This window comes from Gordonia oleivorans, from assembly GCF_040044975.1.
GTDB classification, from domain to species: Bacteria; Actinomycetota; Actinomycetes; order Mycobacteriales; family Mycobacteriaceae; genus Gordonia; species Gordonia oleivorans.
This window is the reverse complement of sequence record NZ_JBDZDI010000029.1, coordinates 17,099-35,065: the sequence shown is the minus strand read 5'-3', so window position 1 is coordinate 35,065 and position 17,967 is coordinate 17,099. Positions and strand designations below refer to the sequence as shown.

Genomic DNA, 17,967 nt, shown 5'->3' with positions numbered 1-17,967 from the left:
GACAACGTGCTGGTCAGTGGATTTGGGGGTCCGGCCGGCGGGAGCCGTGACCGAAGCGGCTTCGACCGCCGGCCGGGGTCTGCTGTCGACTGGGCCCTGCAGTCACAGTGCGGCAGCAGGTCTTGGGTCAGCCGGTGAGCACGCGGTGGGTCCGTGCGTGTTCGGCGGCTTGGTGTTCGCGGTATTCGGTTTCGGCTTGGGTGAGGATCTCGCGGGCTCGTGTGACGGTGTTGAGGGTGATCGCGCTGGCGATCTGGTGCCAGCGGCCGGCGCGGGGGTCGCGCCAGGCCTGAATGAACCTGTCGTCAGCGTCGGCGAGGTCTGCGACGGTCGCGCCGGCGGGCACGATGTCGGCGGCCGCGGCGATGGCGGTGCACGCGGTGTCGAACGCGGGGCGAATGCTCTCGATGATCTTGTCACCTGCGGTTCCCGCGACGAGGGCGGCAAACCGTTGGGCCAGTTCGTGTTTGGCGGTGACCTTGAGATCGGCAGGCTGCCGGTTGGGTTGGACGAGTGCGGAGTCGAGGATGTCGCCGGCGTTGGTGGCGGTGAGTTCACCTCGGCGGCACAGGCTGGCGATGTCGGTGGGTTGGGGTGGCGCCCACGCGTTGACGGCGGCGATCGCGTCGGTGATGACGGCGAGTTCGGCGGGCAGGCGCCCACCGAGGGCGGTCACCTGATCGGTGAGGGCGACGAGGTCGCCGGGGCGAACGGTGGCGCTCACTTGGCTGCCTTCGGGTTCCAGCTCGCCGGGTACGCGGCGGCGGCGGCCGTGGGCTTCTTCTTGACCGGGGGCGCGGCCTGGTCGTCGGTGTCAGTGTCGCCGGCGTCGTCAGCGGGCTGGCGTACGCGAGCGACGAGATCGGCCCACTGGTCATCGGTCAGCTCGGAGAGCATCTGCTCGACGCCGGCCAGGAGCGCGGCAACGGGGCTCTTGCCGCTGGGTGGTGCTGTCATGGTGTCTTTCCTTCTCGGTAGTCGATCACGTTGTGGCGGTGGAATATCCACCGTCGGCCGATGCGGCGTCCGTCGAGGTCGGCGGCGATGCGGCGGACGTGGCGGGTATTGCATCCGAGGATCGCGGCCGCCTGGCAGCTGTCGATCTGCTCTGGCTTCGAGTGTGCGGGTGCGGGTCCCGTGGCTGGTCCGTTGGCGGACACGAGCAACCGTTGCCGCAGTGTTCGGGCGGCCGCCGGGACCGGTTGCCCGGCGATCCGGCGGCGACGCTCGAACTCGGCGAGGACAAAGACCAGGAGCCGGGCGTCAGCCTCTGTCAGTTCGGTCACGGTCCCGGGCCCCGGTGCGCTTCGAGTTGTGCGACGGCAGATCAGACAGCAGGGGCAACGGCTCCTCGGGCGGGTGGTCGCCGAACACCTTGCGGTCCAAGCACGTTCGGCACGTCCAGCCGTGGAGTGACCCGGCGTACGCGTGGCACGGCCCACCGCAGTCGACGCACACGAATGGGGTGCTGCGGTCGCGGGGATGGGTCGGGGTGCTCATGCGGTCCTGCCTTTGCTGCGGAGGGAACTACGAGAGCGGCGGCGCCGGCGGGCCTTGAAGCGGTGGCGGGGCCACTGGTCGCCGGCTGGTCGCGCCTTGCCCTGGGACCACGCACTGGTGTCGACGTCGTCATCGAAGGTCATGCGGCTGAGTCCTTTCGGGGTCGGCCGGGGTTGCCCGGCAGAGCGGGGCGTCGGCCGGCGATGACGGCGTTGGTGTCGGACTGGTCGGCCCAATCGCGGCAGGCGTCGAGGACCGGGCAGGTTCGGCACAGTTCGGCAGCTGCCTGGTGTCTGTAGTCGGCGTCGGCGGATTCTTCGTCGCGGCCCTTCGGATCGAATAAGGCCTCACTACCGACGCAGGCGGCCCCGGACAGGCTGGTCGTGCCCTCGAGGATCGCGGCCAGCAGCGACACCTCCCCGGGATCTCGCCGGGCTCGCTGGCTCACTGGTCACCCTCGGTCTGCGTGTCACCGGCGGCGGCGCATCGGACGGACCAGGCGTTGCGGGCGGCGTCGGCCAGCTGTACCCGCATGTCGTAGTCGCTTGCTCGGGTTTCGATGACCTCGAGCAGCGGCGCGACGATGCTCTCGGCGAGGGTCTCGCAGGCCTCGGCGAAGATCAGCATGAGGTGATCGATGTCGCGGACATCGGAGAACAGTTCCGACAGGATCTGTTTGGCTGGCAGGTCGCGGGACACGAGATCGAACGCCAGCCGGGTTCCCCAGATGGCCTTGGCGTTGATGCTCGGCAATCCGAGCATGCCGACGACCATGCCGTCCTGATCGGTCGCGGGGAGTGCACCGACCGTGTCGAGCCACGGCTCGTCGGTGCGGGCTTGGGCGCGTTCGGTGTCGGCTTGGGCGCGCATGTCGGCGAGGCGTTGCGGTTGGGTGTCGCGCGACTGCTCGAGGTGCGCGAGCAGTCGGCGGGCCTCGGTGGCGGCGTGGTGGAGTTCGTCGAGTCGGTCGTCGAGGTCGGTCGGGTCAGCGGATCGGGCGCCGGCCTCCTGCGCGAGGATGTCGGCGGCAGTACGGAGGGCATCGTGGTCGGTCATCGGGTCTCCTTGCGGTCGGGGATGGACGGGTGAGGGATGCCGAGGGTGTCGGCAATGCTGCTCGGGACGATGAGCGCATCCCCAACGACTTCGACAAGTCCGTTCGCGTCGGTGGCAAGCGGCACGACGCCGTCGTTTGTGACTCCCCATGCGACGAGGGGTTCGCGCCACTCTTCGTCTCGGTTGCCGGCCTTGTAGATGACTTCCCATCCGTGGCCGGGGATGAGTTGCGATGGCTTGTCAGCCTCACTGGTGAGCGGCCCGATGGCCTCGACGAGTCGGCCGGTCTTGTAGTCGATGACGAGACCGCGGCCTTCGTCAGACCAGGCGACGACGTCGCGAAGGCTTCGGTCATAGCAGGGGTGGGTGTTCGGGATCATCGGGTCTCCTGGTCGCTTGTTACGAGGCGGATCGGTTCGGGCATTGGGGTGCGTGACCCTGGGTTTCGAGGTGCCATTCGCAGTGATGGCAGCGGCCCAGCGCGGCGCGTTGGTCGGGCGGGATGACCTGAACCAAGCGGGCCTTGGCGAGCGCGGCGGCGACCCGGTCGGTCTGGCCGGGAGAGTCAGGTTTGAGTTCGCCGGGCGGCTCAGAGCGCACCAGGGAGCGGTCACTCGCTCCCTGCTCCCTGGGCTCCCTGGGGTGGGTTTGCGCTCCCTCGTTACCCCCTCTGACCTCCCAGGGAGCGGAAGGGTCCCCAGGGAGCGGTGTATTTGAGTCCGCCCCCTGGGTGGGACGGTCTGCTCCCTGGTCTGCCGACCAGAACCACGGCCCCGGAATCTTCGGCTGATACGCCCGGATCACCTCTCGGCCGGCGCGGCTGTTCTGCCGGGCCTTCGATCGCTTGATCTGATCCTTGGAGTACCCGTTGGCATCGGCGGCCGAATAGACCTCGGTCGCCTTGACCGGGCCGCTCCCGAGGTAGTCGATCAGCCACGCATCTTCGGGGTGACCCTCGTCGTCGGCCGGAGATGCCAGCAGTGCACGCGCGTCGCGTTCGTCGACTCCCAACCATTCGACGCGGGCCACGCCGGTCCCGGCGTCGACGAGCCGATACCGCAGAGACTCCGGCGGTGGCCCCAGATTCGACTTCGTCGACGCGAGCACCCGGACACTCGGATCGTCGGGATCCGCGGCGACGAGCATCCCGGCGCGGGCGGCCCCGACGATGCCGATAGACCCACCACCGCGGTACATAGGGTCACCGCCCTTGGCCTTGTTCAGATGACGCAGCAGCAGCACCGTGCACCCGGTCTCATCGGCCATCGCCGACAGCCTCGACAGCACCCGCCGGACATCCTGATCCTTGTGGGAGTCGGTGCCCGTGGGTAGATACGCCATGAGGACGTCGACGACCAGTAGCCGGGCCTTGACCCTGCGGACCAACTTCGTCAGTTCGTGGATGTCGGCGAGGGTGGGCGGCACCAGCGTGCCGTCGGACAGCGGCACACCCTGCACGGCATGAATCATCGTCACGTCGGCCCCGGCAGCATCGGCACGCGGCCGGACGGTGTCAGCGAGACCGTCCTCTGCGGACAGCAACACCACCGCACCCGGATGCTCACACCTGGTGTCGTCGGGCCAAAGGCCGCCGGTGGTGATCGTGGCGGCGAGACTCAGTGACAGCGTCGACTTACCGAGGGATGGGTCGCCGTCGAGGGTGACCAGCTTCCCGGCAGGGATTCGGCCGGGCCACAGCCATGACACCCGCTCGGGAGTGACGTCGGCCAGGCACACCACCGACAGGCCGGGCCGTTGCTCGACGATCACCAGTTCGGAGAGATCCCGGCCGGCGGCGACGTGGTCGGCGGCGTCCTTGCCTTGGGCGGCCTCGACGATCACCACGTCCGCGGCGATTGTCTCGAGGGCAGCGACGACCTGGGTGGCGTGCTTGCGGCCGGTCTCGTCCTTGTCGGCCACCACCATCACCGTCTTGCCCTTGAGTGGGGACAGATCGGCGAGGTGCACCTTGCCGGCACCTTGGGCGTTGCAGACCGCGGTACCGCCGGCCGATTCGACCGCGTGCACGTCCTTTTCGCCTTCGACGTAGTAGACAACCTCGGCGGCGGCTATGCGGTCGGCGCGATAGAGGCTGCGGCCCTTGGTGTTTCCGGCCTGCCGGAACTTCTTGTCAGGGCTTCGGCGGACCAGACGACCGTCGGGGTATTCGTAGCCGATGCCTCGAGGGTCGTCGTAGAGTCCGGGGTCGCGGCGGCCGCCGGGAAATCCGAGCTCGACGAGGACGTCGTCGGTCGGCTCAGAGTGCGAGTGCACCAGGACGCTGCCCTCGGTGCGCGTGACGACGACGCTACGGTCCTTCGGTGAGTGACCGGGTGCCTGGCAGTTCGCCCGGCCACCCTGGTCGTCGACAATGAGACCCTGCTCCCGGAACGCGTCGAGGATGCGCTCGTACGCGGTGTCACGCATCGGCCACCGCCTTACGCCGGCAGTCAGGGCCGACGCCGAGAGTGCGGGATCGCACCGACGTCAGCGGTGCACCGCACACGAGGCAGCGGACCGCGAGGACGTATCGACCACCGCGGAGTGCGGCGAGCATGAGCTTGTCGGCGGGATCGATGATCGACTCGAGATTGGTAGAATCGGCGATGAGATTCCCGTCTCGTTCGCCCCCGGTGTCCCAGCCGGGGGCGGCATCATTTCTGGGGACTTTCGTTGGCCTGCTGGAGATTCCCACTTCGCGTGGACCTTTCGTGGTTGATGAAGGTGGACCGGCGCGGTGTGGTGTCGAGCTCGCTCGGGTGGATGAGCGCAGGCTCCCAAGCTCGACACCACAACCACTCCGACTATTCGGGCGTATTCAGTTGTCGTTCAATGGCTTTACGCCAAGTGCTGCGTTCGGCGTCGACTCCTTCTGCGCGGCCCACGAGGTAAGCGACGGTGAAGCCGACGACGTACGCGAGGACCAGAATCACGATGGCGGTCACTTCGTCCCCTCGATAAAGCCGCGGTTGGCGATGAGATCAGCGCGTGTTGCCGCTACGGCGACCGACAGGTTGTGCGCCAGTTCCTCGGCGGCGTCGAGGTCGAACGACAGCACGTCGGGCCAGCCTCGAGCGGTCTCCGGGCCGACCATCAGCCGAACCCGGTAATCGAGGCACGGCACATCGAATCCTGGGGCGTTGTCGGCGTAGCGCTCGACCGAGATGTGGACCGGCCGCAGCTCACCACAGGTTTCTTCCTGGGTCGGCGGGAACCCGACCGCCACCGACTCGTCGACATGCTCTGCCCACGGGGCGGTGTGCGCGCCGATCGGCGGCCATGCGAACGCGTCGTCGCGGTCGACAATGATCTTGGTCATGATGGTCATCGCGACACCGCCGGAATCTCGGCAGCGCGGAGGCCAGCGCGAACGATGGCCAGGCCGAACCGGATTGCCGAGATCGGGTCGTCCAGGTCGATGCCTAGTCCTCCTGTTGCGGTGCCAGCGAAAATCCGTGGCTGGAGAAGACTCCCCGCGTCGCTGTCCTCTGGGTCCGGATTGAACCGGTACACGTAGACGGTCAGCGATTCCCCGGCATCGTTGGCCGCGTTCGTTCCGGCCAGAAACGACGCGGTGAGCGGTGTCGTCGCCACGGGGTTGGTAGGTATGGTGGTCATGGTTTCTCCTGATGCAATGTGGTGTTGTTCCGGTGGGACCTGGGCCTCGGAATCGGTTGCCGCCGATCCGGGGCCATCTTCTTTCGGGTGTGCGTGCCGGTACTCGTCGGCGCGGTTCTTCGCGGCGAACGCAAGGTCTCTCGTCATGTCGAACAAGTCGGTGTCGCGGGCGGAATCCATGCGCGCCCAGGCACGTTCAGCGGCGGCGTCGAGACGACGTTGAGTCGCAGCGACCACTTCCTCGTGATGCTCGATGCGCTCGACGGGCCGGGTGAAGCGGGCCATGTCCGGCTCCTCGGCACCGAGCCCCAGGTCCGCGTGGTCGTCGAGGCTGTTCACGCCGCGTCCTGCGGATTGACGGTGTTGGACTCGAGGTACGCGCGGACATCGGCCCAGCGGTAGAGCACGCGACGCCCGTGCTTCACGTACGGAATGCCCGTTCCGTGGTAACGATCTTGCGCCAGGGACGCACTCGTGGTGTGCAGGAACTCCGCCACCTGAGACGGAGTCGCCATTTCGGGAATCGGAGCATGCACGGCAGGCGAACCAGCTTCCATCCTGTTCTCTCCTTATCTGATCGTGAGTGACTTCAAAAGTGAAGTACTGACAGTTCAAGTAGACAGACACATTCCGCTGATGTCAAGCACTTCGGAAAGGAAGTGGCGCCGCGTAGGCTGTGTCACATGCCAAATGAGTTCGCGAAGGTTGTTGGCGCCAACTGCCGTCGGCTGAGAGCGCCAGCATCGATGGAGGAGCTCGCCGACGTCGCTCGCCGATTCGGAATGCGTTGGAACAGTGGGAGTATCGCGAAGATCGAAGCAGGCTCCCACAAGATGACGGTTCAATCCCTCGTCGTGCTGGCCGCTGCCCTGTCAGCACTGCACGACGATCCGCAGATACGCGTTCCTGAGTTGCTCACCACCGACGACGCCGTCGAGATCACCCCCGATGTGTCAGTGGCCAATGGAGAGATCCTGACCGCCATCCTCGCTGGAGAGACCACCCTCGACGAACCTGCGGAGGACTTCATCAGCCGCAAGGTCCGAGACACACTCGCCCAAGCCGAGCGGAGGCCCCCGGCACTTGGACCACTGCCACCCGGATTCACACTCACAGCAGCGATCACGCTGCGCGACAAAAGTACTCAGTCCGAGCGACGCATCGCGCGATCGATGGGCGCGAACTTCGTCTGGTTCGGTGCGTGGTGCCAACACCTCTGGGGAAGATCGTTCACGGAAGAGCGCGACCGTAGGGCAGGCCCTGGGGCGAACGCTCAAAGCCGAGGAAGAGTCACCCGCGACCTGAAGACCGAACTTCAATCAGCAATGGATCGAGAACATGGCGACGATCGAGACCTATAACACCAAGAGCGGCAAGCGATATCGGGTCCGCTACCGCACGCCGGATCATCGCCAGACCGACAAACGCGGTTTCCGAACGAAGCGCGATGCGGAGGCCTTCGCTGCGACGGTTGAGGTCGAGAAGCTGCGCGGCGAGTACGTCGCACCGGCACTCGGTCGCATCACCGTGGGCGAGCTCGCACCAACGTGGTTGGAGCGCAAGGAGTCCGATCTGAAACCGTCTGCGTACCGGCCGCTCGAGGTCGCGTGGAACAAGCACGTGAAGCCACGCTGGGGAACGGTCAGCATCGTCGACGTCGACCTCGACGGTGTCGAGCGATGGATCGCCGACATGGGCCGTACCGTCACCGAGGCTGACGGCACCGTGACCAAGAAGGGATCTGGTGCGACGGTGGTCCTCCGGGCGTACGGCGTCCTGGCCGGCATCCTCGATTCGGCGGTGAAGGCTCGCCGTCTCGCGTCGAATCCCGCGCGCACACCGGAGAACCTGCCACGCAAACGGCCGAAGCCGCGCACGTACCTCAGCCACGACCAGGTGGCCGCGCTGGCCGCCGAGGCGAAGTACCCGGCCCTGATCCGACTGCTGGCGTACACAGGCCTGCGCTGGGGTGAGGCGATCGCGCTTCGCGTCGACCACCTCGATCTCCCCCGCAAGCGGATCACCGTCCTCGAGAACGCCGTGCAGGTGGACCAGGAGCACATCGTCGGCACCCCGAAGTCCGGCGAGTCTCGGACGGTGTCGGTTCCTGAGTTCCTCGTCTTCGAACTGGCCGCACTGACGAAGGATCGGCCCGGGGACGCGCTGCTCTTCGACGACGGGTACGGCCGCTACCTTCGGCGGCCGGTGTCGTTCAGCGGCTGGTTCGCCGGTGCCGTCGAGCGCTCGGGTGTTCCGAGGGTGACGATCCACGACCTTCGGCACACCGCGGCGAGCCTCGCGGTGTCGGCCGGCGTCAACGTCAAGGCCCTGCAGCGCATGCTCGGACACGCCTCGGCGGCGATGACACTCGACGTCTACAGCGACCTCTTCGACGACGATCTCGATGCCGTGGGAATCGCGCTCGATCACGCCCGATCGACAGCGAGTGTGGGCAAATCGTGGGCAGAAGCACCCGCCGACACCTCGGCCGGATAGCAGAAAAGCCCCTGACCTGCATTGACAGGCTGGGGCTCTTTGCGGAAGCGGAGGGATTTGAACCCCCGGTGCTGTTTAGGCACGCTCGCTTTCAAGGCGAGTGCATTCGGCCGCTCTGCCACGCTTCCCTGCGCAAAAGGGTACGTGAGAGGTCACACGGGGACCGAATCGGCTCCCGGCCCGAGCAACGCGTTCCGAGCGGAGACAGAGGTCGGGTACGGCGACTACCATCGCAACCACCCGCGGTAGGAGTCGACATGGGTCTGATGGACATGTTCCGCACGGTCAGCAACCCCGTGCGCGGTAGCGCGCAGGTGGTCTCGACGTCACGGCCGCCCTACACCGCCCACACCGCCAGCTGCGGCATGCACCTCGTCGTCTCGGTCCCGGGATACGCCGCCTTCCCCGTCGACGACCAGTTCCTGGTGAAGGTGGACAAGTGGCCCGCGCCGGGAACGATCCTCCCCATCGTGGCCGATGCGACCAACCCCCGATGCTTCACCATTCTCTGGGACGAGGTCGCGTCGTGGCAGCAACGTGGCGCCGCAACGGCCCGGCAGATCGCCGATCAGATGAACCGAACCGGAACGGCCACACCACATTCCGCAGGCGCGGCGTCGGTGATGATCAACGGACGACCGGCCTCGCCCGAGGAGATCGGCCGGTTCGAGGCGGCGACCGGGATGGACCTCAACCGCGACGGTGTCGTCGACGGAGCGGCGGACAGTGACGCACGGCTGGATGCCCTGGAGCGGCTCGCCGCCCTGCACGCCAGTGGCGCGCTGACCACCGCGGAGTTCGAGGCGGAGAAGCGGCGCCTGCTCGGAACGTGAATCCCGCTGGGGCGCAATCGCTCACGCGGCACGTTCGCACCCACGCCCGCAGTGCAATGACCGCGCGTACGCGCAGGTAGCGCGCGACCGAACAGGCACCGCGTCACCGACCGGACGCGCAGTCCGGGACTGCCGGCCATCACCGATGTGCCACCATCGACTCATGCGCGCGGTCACCGTCTCCGACTCCGGCGAACTGAGTATCGCCACCATCGACGATCCGGTCGCCGGACCCGACGAGGTGGTCATCGACGTTGTGTCGGCCGGCGTGAACCGCGCCGACCTGCTGCAACGACGCGGCCTCTATCCACCACCCCCCGGGGCGCCCGACACCCTGGGACTCGAGGTGTCCGGACGCATCCGGGCGGTCGGCTCCGATGTCGTCGGCTGGGCGCCCGGCGACGAGGTGTGCGCGTTGCTCGCCGGCGGCGGCTACGCCGAGCAGGTGGCCGTGCCCGCCGCCCAGGTCCTGCCGGTCCCGGCCGGGGTGTCGGTGGCCGACGCCGCCGCCCTGCCCGAGGTGGCCTGCACCGTCGTCTCCAACGTCATCGAGGCCGCCCACCTGGTCCCCGGCGAACTCCTGCTCATCCACGGCGGGTCGAGCGGGATCGGCACGCATGCCATCCAGTTGGCGCGAGCCCTCGACGCACGGGTCGCGGTGACCGCCCGCACCGCCGACAAACTCGACCGTTGCCGCGAGCTGGGCGCCGACATCACCATCAACTACGCCGAGCAGGACTTCGTCCAGATCATCTCCGAGCATGGCGGCGCGGACGTCATCCTCGACATCGTCGGCGCAAAATACTTGGCGCGCAACGTTTCTGCGCTTCGAACGGGTGGGCGGCTGGTGATCATCGGGATGCAGGGCGGCACGAAAGCCGAACTGTCGATCGCAACACTGATGGCCAAGCGGGCCTCGGTCATCGGCACCACGTTGCGCTCCCGGCCGGTGGACGGCAACGACGGCAAGGGACACGTGGTCGCGCGCACCCGGGAACTGACGTGGCCGCTGATCGAGGCCGGAAAGGTCGTCCCCGTCATCGACAGCGTCTTCGGCCTCGACGACGCCGACGCCGCCCATCAGCGCCTGGAGCGCGGCGAGTCGATCGGGAAGGTCCTGCTGCGGGTGTCGGACTGAGAAGTCAGTCGCAGGCCTTGCGGATCCGCTCGAAGGCATCGCCGATGGATTCGTACTGCTCGGGTGCGACCACGTCGACGACGAGGCGTTTGATCAGACCGTCGCGCACGCTCAACTGCCGGTCGAGTTCCACCCGCCCGGCCTCGGTGATCCGCACCAGCCGGTGACGGGCGTCGGCCTGCGACGCCACCCGCTCGAGGATTCCGTCGTCGATGAGTCGGCTCACGATGCGCGAGACGGTACTGACGCCGGCGTGCAGGGTGGCAGCCAGTTCGCTGATACCGATCGCGTCGCGGGGCGCGAGGATCTCCAGCAGGCGCATGTCGGTCGCCGAGAAACCGGCTGCGGCGAACCCTGCGGTGACCTGGGCCATCAGTGCCCAACCACCGTCGACGAAGTTGTGCCAGACCTGCTGCTGACTCTCGGTGAGACGGCACGGATCACCTGTGGGCGCGTGGCCGCGCCCCGACTCGGGCTCCCGCATATTCACTGTGTCGAAGATAGTGCGGTGTGCGTCGATTTACGAAACGGTGTGGGTCGTCCGACCGACACCCCGACCGACACACTGTCGGACACCGCGATAATTCAGGCGAGGGAGCCGAGTGTCCTGACCAGATGATCCACTTCGTACGGGGTGGAGTACGGCCCGAGGCCCACGGTGACCGCACCACCGAAGTCGCCGGCACCCATCCGCGTCAGCGCCCGGCTGGGAAGGTCGGCCAACGCGCAGATCCCGTTGTCGGCGAGCCGGCGGACCACGGTGTCGGCACCGACCCCGTCGACGGCGAAGCTGACGAGCGGGACGCGGTTGTCGCTCTTGCCGATGACCGAGACGTGATTGAGCTGGTCGAGTGTGGTCACCAGATAGAACCCGAGTCGCTGCAGGTACTCCGACACGCCGTCGAGGGCCGCGACGACGCGTCGGCGGCGTTTGCCGAACGCGTCCGGGTCCAGGGCGGCCAGATGCTCCACCGACGCCACCAGACCTGCGAGCAGTGCGCCCTGGTGTTCGCCCACCTCGAGACGTTCGGGTCCGACGGCATGGGGATCGGACGAGAGTGACGAGAGGTTGTCCATCGCCCGTGGGTCGGCGAACACCATCGCCGCCATCCGCGGACCGCCCCACCGTTCGGCCGACACCACCAGGACGTCGGCACCGAGCTCGGTGATGTCGAGGGGCACATAGGGCGCGGCGCTGGTGGCGTCGACGACCAGCCGCGCACCGACCGCCCTCGTGCGTTTGGCGATGTCGGCGACGTCGGTGAGGGTGCCCAACGTCGACGACGCCAACGGGACGGCGACGACGGCGGTGCGATCGTCGATGAGGTCGTCGTACTGCCAGGTGGGCAGCTCGCCGGTCTCGACGTCGATCTCCGCCCAGCGCAGCTGGCCACCCACCCGACCGAGGGTGCGCACCCACGGCAGGATGTTCGCTTCGTCGTCCTGGCGGCTGACGACGACATTGCCCGACAGCCACGTGTTGGGTTTGATCGCCTCGGCCAGCGTCCACAGCAACATCGACCGGGACGGGCCGAGGACCACGCCGGAGGCCTGAGCGGCCACCATGTCGGCGATCGCCCGACGCGCACCGTCGAGGGCGTCGGCGGTGGCGCGGGCGGCGGGATACCGGCCCGACGGCGCCGCTCCGAGCTGGCGAAATCCCGTCGACACCGCACTGGCGACCGAATCCGGGATCACCATGCCGGCCTGCGGATCGAGACGGATCCAGCCGTCACCGAGCGACGGGAACAGTCCGCGCGCATGGGCGACATCGAAGGCCATGGGCCCCACCATAGACGGGCGTCATCGCGTCTCAGCGAGGTATCGCCGACGGGTATCGCCCCGACCCGTCGACGGCTTGGGCACAATGGGGGCATGGTCATCGACGGCACACCTGCGAGCCCCTTCGGTAGTCCCGATCACGACGGCGCGTCCGAACCCGGCAACGATTCCATCGTGGTGGTGGGTGCGGACGCTCCCCTGGGCACCGCCGCCGCCTCCGCCGAGTCGTCGGACGACGGCACGAGCGTCGCCGACATGGTGGAGCAGCCCGCGAAGGTGATGCGCATCGGCACCATGATCAAGCAGTTGCTCGAGGAGGTGCGGGCGGCACCTCTCGACGAGGCGAGCCGCAACCGGCTCCGCGAGATCCACGAGTCGTCGATCCGTGAGCTCGAGGACGGGTTGGCGCCGGAGCTGCGTGAGGAACTCGAGCGTCTGGCGCTGCCCTTCACCGACGACACCACCCCGTCGGACGCCGAACTCCGCATCGCGCAGGCACAGCTCGTCGGCTGGCTCGAAGGCCTCTTCCACGGCATCCAGACCGCACTGTTCGCCCAGCAGATGGCCGCCCGGGCGCAGCTCGAGCAGATGCGGCAGGGTGCGTTGCCGCCGGGAATGATGCCGGCTTCGGGGAGCGGCCACGGGAGTACCGGGCAGTACCTGTAGAGAACCTCTGTGCCGGGCGCCCACATGAGCGCTCTGTATGCTCAAGCCTCGTGTCAGCGGAAGTGATCGAGGGGCAGGTGCCACCGCCCCCGCCGGGCGCGGGGTCTCGGTCGATGAGCCGGGCCTTCGGCGACCTGGCCGAAGGTATGCGGTCGCGGGAGCTGTGGCTGCATCTGGGGTGGCAGGACATCAAACAGCGGTATCGCCGCTCGGTGCTGGGTCCCCTGTGGATCACCATCGCCACCGGCGTGACCGCGGTGGCGATGGGCCTGCTCTACGGCGAGCTCTTCCACATGGACATCAAGACGTTCCTGCCGTACGTCACGCTCGGGTTCATCTTCTGGAACTTCATCCAGAACTCCATCCTCGAGGGGGCGGAGGTCTTCGCCAAGAACGAAGGCCTGATCAAGCAGCTACCCGCGCCGGTGAGCGTGCACGTGTACCGGATGGTGTGGCGGCAGCTGATCATCTTCGCCCACAACATCGTGATCTACATCGTGATCCTGATCGTCTTCCCGCAGCCGGTCAATTGGACTGTGGTGCTGGTGATTCCGGCGATCATCCTGTACGTCATCAACGGCGTGTGGGTGTCGATCGTGTTCGGCATCCTCTCCACCCGGTTCCGTGACATCGGGCAGTTGCTGACGACGGCGGTGCAGTTGGTGTTCTTCATGACGCCGATCATCTGGACGACGCAGAGCCTGAGCCAGGTCGGCGGGGAGAATCCGCGCCTGCGGCTGGTGGAACTGAACCCGATGTATCACTACCTCGACATCGCGCGGGGGCCCCTGCTCGGCCAGTCGGTGGCGTTCTATCACTGGGCGATCGTCATCGGCTGCACCGCGATCGGGTGGCTCGCCGCGTTGGCGGTCATGCGTAACTACCGGGCCCGCGTGGCGTATTGGGTGTGATGGCGATGAGCAATACCAGTTCGGTGCGCGTGGACACGTGGGATGCGTGTGTGGACTTCCCGATCTTCGATGCGAAGACCCGGTCGTTGAAGAAGTCGGTGATGGGTGCGGCCGGCGGGGTGATCGGCGCCAACGACTCCAACGTCATCGTCGTCGAGGCCCTGAAGAACATCAACCTGCACCTCGAGCACGGTGACCGCGTCGGTCTGGTCGGCCACAACGGTGCCGGCAAGTCGACGTTGCTGCGTCTGCTGTCCGGGATCTACGAGCCGACGCGTGGGGCCTGCCGGGTGACCGGACGGGTGGCCCCGGTGTTCGACCTCGGCGTCGGCATGGATCCGGAGATCTCCGGCTACGAGAACATCATCATCCGCGGCATGTTCCTGGGACTGACGCGCAAGGCGATGCTGCGCAAGATCGACGAGATCGCCGACTTCTCCGAACTCGGCGACTACCTGCAGATGCCGCTACGAACCTACTCGACGGGTATGCGGGTGCGACTCGCCCTCGGCGTGGTCACCAGCATCGATCCGGAGATCCTGATCCTCGACGAGGGCATCGGCGCGGTGGACGCCGAATTCATGAAGAAGGCCCGAATCCGGTTGCAGGCCCTGGTCGAACGGTCCGGCATCCTGGTGTTCGCCAGCCACTCCAACGAGTTCCTCGCCCAACTCTGCGACCGTGCGCTGTGGATCGATCACGGCGAGGTCCGGATGGACGGCGGAATCGAAGAGGTCGTCGGCGCCTACGAGGGTCCCGACGCCGCCGCACACGTCCGCGACGTGCTGGCCGGGATGAAGCGCGACGAGGCCTCCGGCAGTGACACCTCCGACGGGGGCGCCGACGGGGACGCACCGGCATGAGCACCGACACCGTGGTCGCGGTGGTGGTCACCCACCGCCGCGCGGAACTGTTGTCGGCGTCGCTGAAGGTCCTCGCCACGCAGTCACGTCCGGTCGACCACATCGTCGTCGTCGACAATGCCGCCGAGGCCGTCGTCGCCGATCTTGTTGCCGCACAGCCAGTTCGGACGACCTATCTCGGATCGAAGCGAAACCTCGGCGGCGCAGGCGGATTCGCCCTCGGCATGCTGCACGCGCTGGCGCTCGGGGCCGACTGGGTATGGTGCGCCGACGACGACGGCCGACCCGAGGGCAGTGAGGTTCTCGCGACGCTGATGGACTGCGCGATCACGCACGACCTCGCCGAGGTCTCCCCGGTGGTCGCCAACATCGACGACCCGGACACCCTCGCCTTCCCGCTGCGCCGGGGAGTCGTGTGGCGGCGCAAGCGATCCGAGTTGTTCGAACCCGGCAACCCCGACGACGACCTACTGCCCGGCATCGCGTCGCTGTTCAACGGCGCACTGTTCCGCGCAAACACCCTCGAGATGATCGGCGTGCCCGACCTGCGGTTGTTCTTCCGTGGCGACGAGGTGGAGATGCACCGTCGGCTGCAGCGGTCGGGCCTGGATTTCGGCACCTGCCTGACCACCGCCTACCTGCACCCGTACGGCACCGACGAGTTCCGGCCGATCCTCGGTGGGCGCATGCACACCCAGTATCCGGATAACCCGACCAAACGCTTCTTCACCTACCGCAACCGCGGCTACCTGATGAGTCAGCCGGGCATGCGCAAGCTCCTCCCCCAGGAGTACGCCCGTTTCGGCTGGTACTTCCTGGTGCAGCAACACGACGTCAAAGGCTTCGCCGAATGGCTGCGGCTGCAGCGACTCGGCCGCCGCGAACGGTTCATCCGGCCGGACTGACCGGCGACACGGCCTGCCCGCGTTCTTGGGCTTCGCGGTGTTCTTGCGCTTCGCGGCGGCGTTTGTTGCGTTCGCGTTCCTGGCGTCGGCGGGCGTGTTTGGCCTCCACCCGACTCATGCGTCGGGTGGGGTGCAGGATGCGCGCCGTCTCCGCCGGTCCCGCATCGGTGGGGGCCGGTGCGGCGGGTGGTGTGGGTGGCGCCCGGAACCGGATCCGCGCCAACCCGGGAAACAGGTCTTCCAGGGTGAACGGATTACCGAGTATCACCATGCCCTCGGGAGTGAGGAACTCCGTGCGCAACCTGCCGCCCGGGTCGCGGTACTGCTCATCGAGCCAGCCGGCCCCAAACGTCTTGAGCAGGTGCGCAAACCGTGACTTCGCGTTCAGGTTGTCCGGCACCGTCGCACCACCCGCACCGGGGTTGCGGTGATCGAACTCGGCGACGTGATCGACCTCGGCACTCATCGCCGATCGATCCTCGCCCGGGGTGACCGTCCACCCATCCCGAATCCGCACAAACCGATCCAGCACCGACGACGGCCGATACGGATTCCCCGGCGCGGTCGCCGACACCTCGATACCGCCATCGGGACCGACAACCACATGGCGCCCGATCAACCGCCGCACCACGGCATCGGGCCGGGTGATCAACCCGAACGCCTGCACATCCGAGACCACACCCTGCCCGAAGATGAACGCCGCAGAACCAGCGGGCGCAGGCGCATCGCCGGCACCATCACCGGTATCCGACTGCGCGGCAGCCACATTCGCGCCGCTTGCCGCAGCACCGTCGACGAGTTCACCGTCAACAGTGGACTGCTCAGCGGTGGACGGCTCGGCGGGCGACTCGGCTGGTTCACCGTCGGCGACGCACTGCTGCACCCCACGACCCGACCCGGATGCACCCTCGGTGGACACGTCCTCGACATCAATGGACACGGAATCAGCCTGCGCTGCTGCGCGTTCGGCCGCTGCAGCCCGCTCTTGTGCCGCGACCCGCTCGGCCGCCGCGGCTTCTTCGGCCGCCGCGTAGGTGGCCTCGTCACACACCACATGCACCATCACTGCCGCCGCAGCCGGCGGCACCGTCCCCGCCTCCGGGATCACCGCCGTGCACTCCTCGCCGCGGCCGCACAGACACTCGAACGCCGTCCCCGACAACAACGCGAAACACGCATCCGAAGAGCGTTGCCGACGCGTCCGCGGATCCTCGGCACACACCGCATCAGCCAACCGAGAAATCCCGGCCATCGCGATCGCCACATTCTCCGCGGTCATCGTCGCCGTGATCGAGGCCATCCCATCCGGACGTGGCCGAGCGATCACCGACCGCTTGTCACCGGCGCGCCGACACCGTTCCCGCACCGCATCCGGATCATGACGGAACACGATCCGATCCACCATCGTCGCCAACTGCGCCCGCGACCACGCCCCGCCATGCCGCGCCAACTCCTCGGCCACCTCGGCATCGACCGCCGCCGCCGTGTCGCACCCGTCGAGCAACTCGGTGCACGCCACCACCACCGACACCAACTCCGGCACAATCCGACCCTGCCGCAACTGCTCGAACACCTTCGGCACCCGCTCATGCATCACATCGGCATGCTCCACCAGCACCTCAGCCGCCCGTTGCGAGATGCTCAGCAACTGCCCGACCCGCGCGCCGATCAACGCCGTAGTATCCGCCAACAGAAAGTCATGAACCTCATCGGCCGGCCGTAACTGCCGCACCCGCTGCGCGATCTCACGCACCGCCACGTACTTGTGATACGCCAGAAAACACACGCCGCGCTGCAACGTGATCAGATGCCCCGACCAGCCATTCACCGCATCATCACAGACACCGATCACCGGACCCACCGGCCCGTCCCCGCCCTCGGCGCGATACTCGGCGATCACCTTGGCCACCACCACATCCCCGACCGCCGCATCCAGCAACGCCGGCCAACACGACTCCCCCAACCAGAAATCCGCGGCCGACCACCGCCGACCCGTCCCCTCGCTCATCCTCTCGTTCAACGCCTCGGTCATGCGGTGTCACCCCCTCGGACATCTCAATGCGAATACATATGTGTTCGCGGTTATGTTCTATTATATCGAGCCCACCGACAGAACCACCACGATTCGATCCTCAAAATCGAACTTATGTTCGTATTCTGATACCGGCCGCGCGGGCGGCAAGACGCCTCGCGATCCCC

The 17,967-nt window shown here is 67.3% G+C and carries 23 protein-coding genes and 1 tRNA gene; 8 read left to right on the top strand and 16 right to left on the bottom strand.

Annotation, left to right across the window (positions count from 1 at the left end; all coding sequences use genetic code 11):
- Nucleotides 1–127: 127 nt before the first annotated feature.
- From ABLE92_RS24460 to ABLE92_RS24405, 12 genes are all read right to left on the bottom strand, one after another.
- Nucleotides 128–724, bottom strand: coding sequence for a hypothetical protein (locus ABLE92_RS24460; RefSeq protein WP_348807404.1), 597 nt, complete (start codon nucleotides 722–724; stop codon nucleotides 128–130).
- Complete coding sequence (locus ABLE92_RS24455) at nucleotides 721–957, bottom strand: hypothetical protein (protein ID WP_348807403.1); 237 nt, start codon at nucleotides 955–957, stop codon at nucleotides 721–723. The genes ABLE92_RS24460 and ABLE92_RS24455 overlap by 4 nt, the downstream gene beginning before the upstream one ends.
- Nucleotides 954–1,286: a helix-turn-helix domain-containing protein gene (locus ABLE92_RS24450; protein WP_348807402.1), complete on the bottom strand. Its 333-nt coding sequence runs from the start codon at nucleotides 1,284–1,286 to the stop codon at nucleotides 954–956. Before ABLE92_RS24450 ends, ABLE92_RS24455 begins: the two co-directional genes overlap by 4 nt.
- A 353-nt stretch (nucleotides 1,287–1,639) precedes the next feature.
- Nucleotides 1,640–1,948, bottom strand: coding sequence for a WhiB family transcriptional regulator (locus tag ABLE92_RS24445; protein ID WP_348807401.1), 309 nt, complete (start codon nucleotides 1,946–1,948; stop codon nucleotides 1,640–1,642).
- Entirely contained in the window at nucleotides 1,945–2,556 is a 612-nt protein-coding gene (locus ABLE92_RS24440) for a hypothetical protein (RefSeq protein ID WP_348807400.1), read from the bottom strand. Before ABLE92_RS24440 ends, ABLE92_RS24445 begins: the two co-directional genes overlap by 4 nt.
- On the bottom strand, nucleotides 2,553–2,936 hold the full coding sequence (locus ABLE92_RS24435) for a hypothetical protein (RefSeq protein WP_348807399.1): 384 nt from the start codon (nucleotides 2,934–2,936) through the stop codon (nucleotides 2,553–2,555). Before ABLE92_RS24435 ends, ABLE92_RS24440 begins: the two co-directional genes overlap by 4 nt.
- A 19-nt stretch (nucleotides 2,937–2,955) precedes the next feature.
- Nucleotides 2,956–4,983, bottom strand: a complete 2,028-nt coding sequence (locus tag ABLE92_RS24430) for an AAA family ATPase (RefSeq protein WP_348807398.1) — start codon at nucleotides 4,981–4,983, stop codon at nucleotides 2,956–2,958.
- Nucleotides 4,976–5,251, bottom strand: coding sequence for a DUF6011 domain-containing protein (locus ABLE92_RS24425; RefSeq protein WP_348807397.1), 276 nt, complete (start codon nucleotides 5,249–5,251; stop codon nucleotides 4,976–4,978). The genes ABLE92_RS24430 and ABLE92_RS24425 overlap by 8 nt, the downstream gene beginning before the upstream one ends.
- A 109-nt stretch (nucleotides 5,252–5,360) precedes the next feature.
- Nucleotides 5,361–5,501, bottom strand: coding sequence for a hypothetical protein (locus tag ABLE92_RS24420; protein WP_348807396.1), 141 nt, complete (start codon nucleotides 5,499–5,501; stop codon nucleotides 5,361–5,363).
- Nucleotides 5,498–5,884, bottom strand: coding sequence for a hypothetical protein (locus ABLE92_RS24415; protein ID WP_348807395.1), 387 nt, complete (start codon nucleotides 5,882–5,884; stop codon nucleotides 5,498–5,500). The genes ABLE92_RS24420 and ABLE92_RS24415 overlap by 4 nt, the downstream gene beginning before the upstream one ends.
- Entirely contained in the window at nucleotides 5,881–6,513 is a 633-nt protein-coding gene (locus ABLE92_RS24410) for a hypothetical protein (RefSeq protein ID WP_348807394.1), read from the bottom strand. Before ABLE92_RS24410 ends, ABLE92_RS24415 begins: the two co-directional genes overlap by 4 nt.
- Nucleotides 6,510–6,689: a helix-turn-helix domain-containing protein gene (locus tag ABLE92_RS24405; RefSeq protein WP_348807393.1), complete on the bottom strand. Its 180-nt coding sequence runs from the start codon at nucleotides 6,687–6,689 to the stop codon at nucleotides 6,510–6,512. Before ABLE92_RS24405 ends, ABLE92_RS24410 begins: the two co-directional genes overlap by 4 nt.
- A gap of 168 nt (nucleotides 6,690–6,857) precedes the next feature.
- On the opposite strand from ABLE92_RS24405, the gene ABLE92_RS24400 reads away from it, so the two are divergent.
- Both ABLE92_RS24400 and ABLE92_RS24395 read left to right on the top strand, forming a co-directional pair.
- Nucleotides 6,858–7,535 (top strand): hypothetical protein, encoded by a 678-nt coding sequence (locus tag ABLE92_RS24400; RefSeq protein ID WP_348807392.1) that lies wholly within the window; start codon nucleotides 6,858–6,860, stop codon nucleotides 7,533–7,535.
- Entirely contained in the window at nucleotides 7,513–8,670 is a 1,158-nt protein-coding gene (locus ABLE92_RS24395; RefSeq protein ID WP_348807391.1) for a site-specific integrase, read from the top strand. The genes ABLE92_RS24400 and ABLE92_RS24395 overlap by 23 nt, the downstream gene beginning before the upstream one ends.
- 42 nt (nucleotides 8,671–8,712) lie before the next feature.
- On the opposite strand, the gene ABLE92_RS24390 is transcribed toward ABLE92_RS24395, so the two are convergent.
- Nucleotides 8,713–8,798: transfer RNA gene (locus ABLE92_RS24390), tRNA-Ser, on the bottom strand.
- 129 nt (nucleotides 8,799–8,927) lie between these two features.
- Between ABLE92_RS24390 and ABLE92_RS24385 the strand changes: the two genes are divergently transcribed.
- Both ABLE92_RS24385 and ABLE92_RS24380 read left to right on the top strand, forming a co-directional pair.
- A complete protein-coding gene (locus tag ABLE92_RS24385) occupies nucleotides 8,928–9,503 on the top strand; it encodes an SHOCT domain-containing protein (protein WP_348807390.1) in 576 nt (191 codons plus the stop codon).
- Nucleotides 9,504–9,666: 163 nt separating this feature from the next.
- Complete coding sequence (locus tag ABLE92_RS24380) at nucleotides 9,667–10,641, top strand: NAD(P)H-quinone oxidoreductase (RefSeq protein ID WP_348807389.1); 975 nt, start codon at nucleotides 9,667–9,669, stop codon at nucleotides 10,639–10,641.
- Nucleotides 10,642–10,645: 4 nt separating this feature from the next.
- Here ABLE92_RS24380 and ABLE92_RS24375 read toward each other — a convergent pair whose 3' ends face one another.
- Entirely contained in the window at nucleotides 10,646–11,125 is a 480-nt protein-coding gene (locus ABLE92_RS24375) for a MarR family winged helix-turn-helix transcriptional regulator (protein ID WP_348807431.1), read from the bottom strand.
- A 101-nt stretch (nucleotides 11,126–11,226) separates the two neighbouring features.
- Nucleotides 11,227–12,423, bottom strand: coding sequence for an aminotransferase class V-fold PLP-dependent enzyme (locus ABLE92_RS24370; protein ID WP_348807388.1), 1,197 nt, complete (start codon nucleotides 12,421–12,423; stop codon nucleotides 11,227–11,229).
- A gap of 93 nt (nucleotides 12,424–12,516) precedes the next feature.
- On the opposite strand from ABLE92_RS24370, the gene ABLE92_RS24365 reads away from it, so the two are divergent.
- From ABLE92_RS24365 to glfT1, 4 genes are read left to right on the top strand one after another with little or no spacing between them, the layout of a single operon-like run.
- Entirely contained in the window at nucleotides 12,517–13,089 is a 573-nt protein-coding gene (locus ABLE92_RS24365; RefSeq protein WP_348807387.1) for a bacterial proteasome activator family protein, read from the top strand.
- Between the two features lie 50 nt (nucleotides 13,090–13,139).
- Nucleotides 13,140–14,000: a galactan export ABC transporter permease subunit Wzm/RfbD gene (gene wzm, locus ABLE92_RS24360; protein ID WP_348807386.1), complete on the top strand. Its 861-nt coding sequence runs from the start codon at nucleotides 13,140–13,142 to the stop codon at nucleotides 13,998–14,000.
- Nucleotides 14,001–14,005: 5 nt separating this feature from the next.
- The gene (gene wzt, locus ABLE92_RS24355) at nucleotides 14,006–14,863 is read left to right on the top strand and encodes a galactan export ABC transporter ATP-binding subunit Wzt/RfbE (RefSeq protein ID WP_348807385.1); all 858 of its coding nucleotides are present in this window, start codon (nucleotides 14,006–14,008) and stop codon (nucleotides 14,861–14,863) included.
- Entirely contained in the window at nucleotides 14,860–15,768 is a 909-nt protein-coding gene (glfT1, locus tag ABLE92_RS24350; protein WP_348807384.1) for a galactofuranosyltransferase GlfT1, read from the top strand. The genes wzt and glfT1 overlap by 4 nt, the downstream gene beginning before the upstream one ends.
- On the opposite strand, the gene ABLE92_RS24345 is transcribed toward glfT1, so the two are convergent.
- Nucleotides 15,752–17,800: a DUF222 domain-containing protein gene (locus ABLE92_RS24345; protein WP_348807383.1), complete on the bottom strand. Its 2,049-nt coding sequence runs from the start codon at nucleotides 17,798–17,800 to the stop codon at nucleotides 15,752–15,754. The two genes, glfT1 and ABLE92_RS24345, sit on opposite strands and share 17 nt — an antisense overlap.
- Between the last annotated feature and the right edge of the window lie 167 nt (nucleotides 17,801–17,967).

What these genes read in the sequence shown, in the direction of transcription:
- ABLE92_RS24455 (WP_348807403.1), bottom strand. Translation starts at nt 957, where the DNA reads ATGACAGCACCACCCAGCGGCAAGAGCCCCGTTGCCGCGCTCCTGGCC.
- ABLE92_RS24440 (WP_348807400.1), bottom strand. Translation starts at nt 2,556, where the DNA reads ATGACCGACCACGATGCCCTCCGTACTGCCGCCGACATCCTCGCGCAG.
- ABLE92_RS24435 (WP_348807399.1), bottom strand. Translation starts at nt 2,936, where the DNA reads ATGATCCCGAACACCCACCCCTGCTATGACCGAAGCCTTCGCGACGTC.
- ABLE92_RS24430 (WP_348807398.1), bottom strand. Translation starts at nt 4,983, where the DNA reads ATGCGTGACACCGCGTACGAGCGCATCCTCGACGCGTTCCGGGAGCAG.
- ABLE92_RS24415 (WP_348807395.1), bottom strand. Translation starts at nt 5,884, where the DNA reads ATGACCATCATGACCAAGATCATTGTCGACCGCGACGACGCGTTCGCA.
- ABLE92_RS24405 (WP_348807393.1), bottom strand. Translation starts at nt 6,689, where the DNA reads ATGGCGACTCCGTCTCAGGTGGCGGAGTTCCTGCACACCACGAGTGCG.
- ABLE92_RS24400 (WP_348807392.1), top strand. Translation starts at nt 6,858, where the DNA reads ATGCCAAATGAGTTCGCGAAGGTTGTTGGCGCCAACTGCCGTCGGCTG.
- ABLE92_RS24395 (WP_348807391.1), top strand. Translation starts at nt 7,513, where the DNA reads ATGGCGACGATCGAGACCTATAACACCAAGAGCGGCAAGCGATATCGG.
- ABLE92_RS24385 (WP_348807390.1), top strand. Translation starts at nt 8,928, where the DNA reads ATGGGTCTGATGGACATGTTCCGCACGGTCAGCAACCCCGTGCGCGGT.
- ABLE92_RS24380 (WP_348807389.1), top strand. Translation starts at nt 9,667, where the DNA reads ATGCGCGCGGTCACCGTCTCCGACTCCGGCGAACTGAGTATCGCCACC.
- ABLE92_RS24375 (WP_348807431.1), bottom strand. Translation starts at nt 11,125, where the DNA reads ATGCGGGAGCCCGAGTCGGGGCGCGGCCACGCGCCCACAGGTGATCCG.
- ABLE92_RS24370 (WP_348807388.1), bottom strand. Translation starts at nt 12,423, where the DNA reads ATGGCCTTCGATGTCGCCCATGCGCGCGGACTGTTCCCGTCGCTCGGT.
- ABLE92_RS24365 (WP_348807387.1), top strand. Translation starts at nt 12,517, where the DNA reads ATGGTCATCGACGGCACACCTGCGAGCCCCTTCGGTAGTCCCGATCAC.
- wzt (WP_348807385.1), top strand. Translation starts at nt 14,006, where the DNA reads ATGAGCAATACCAGTTCGGTGCGCGTGGACACGTGGGATGCGTGTGTG.
- glfT1 (WP_348807384.1), top strand. Translation starts at nt 14,860, where the DNA reads ATGAGCACCGACACCGTGGTCGCGGTGGTGGTCACCCACCGCCGCGCG.
- ABLE92_RS24345 (WP_348807383.1), bottom strand. Translation starts at nt 17,800, where the DNA reads ATGACCGAGGCGTTGAACGAGAGGATGAGCGAGGGGACGGGTCGGCGG.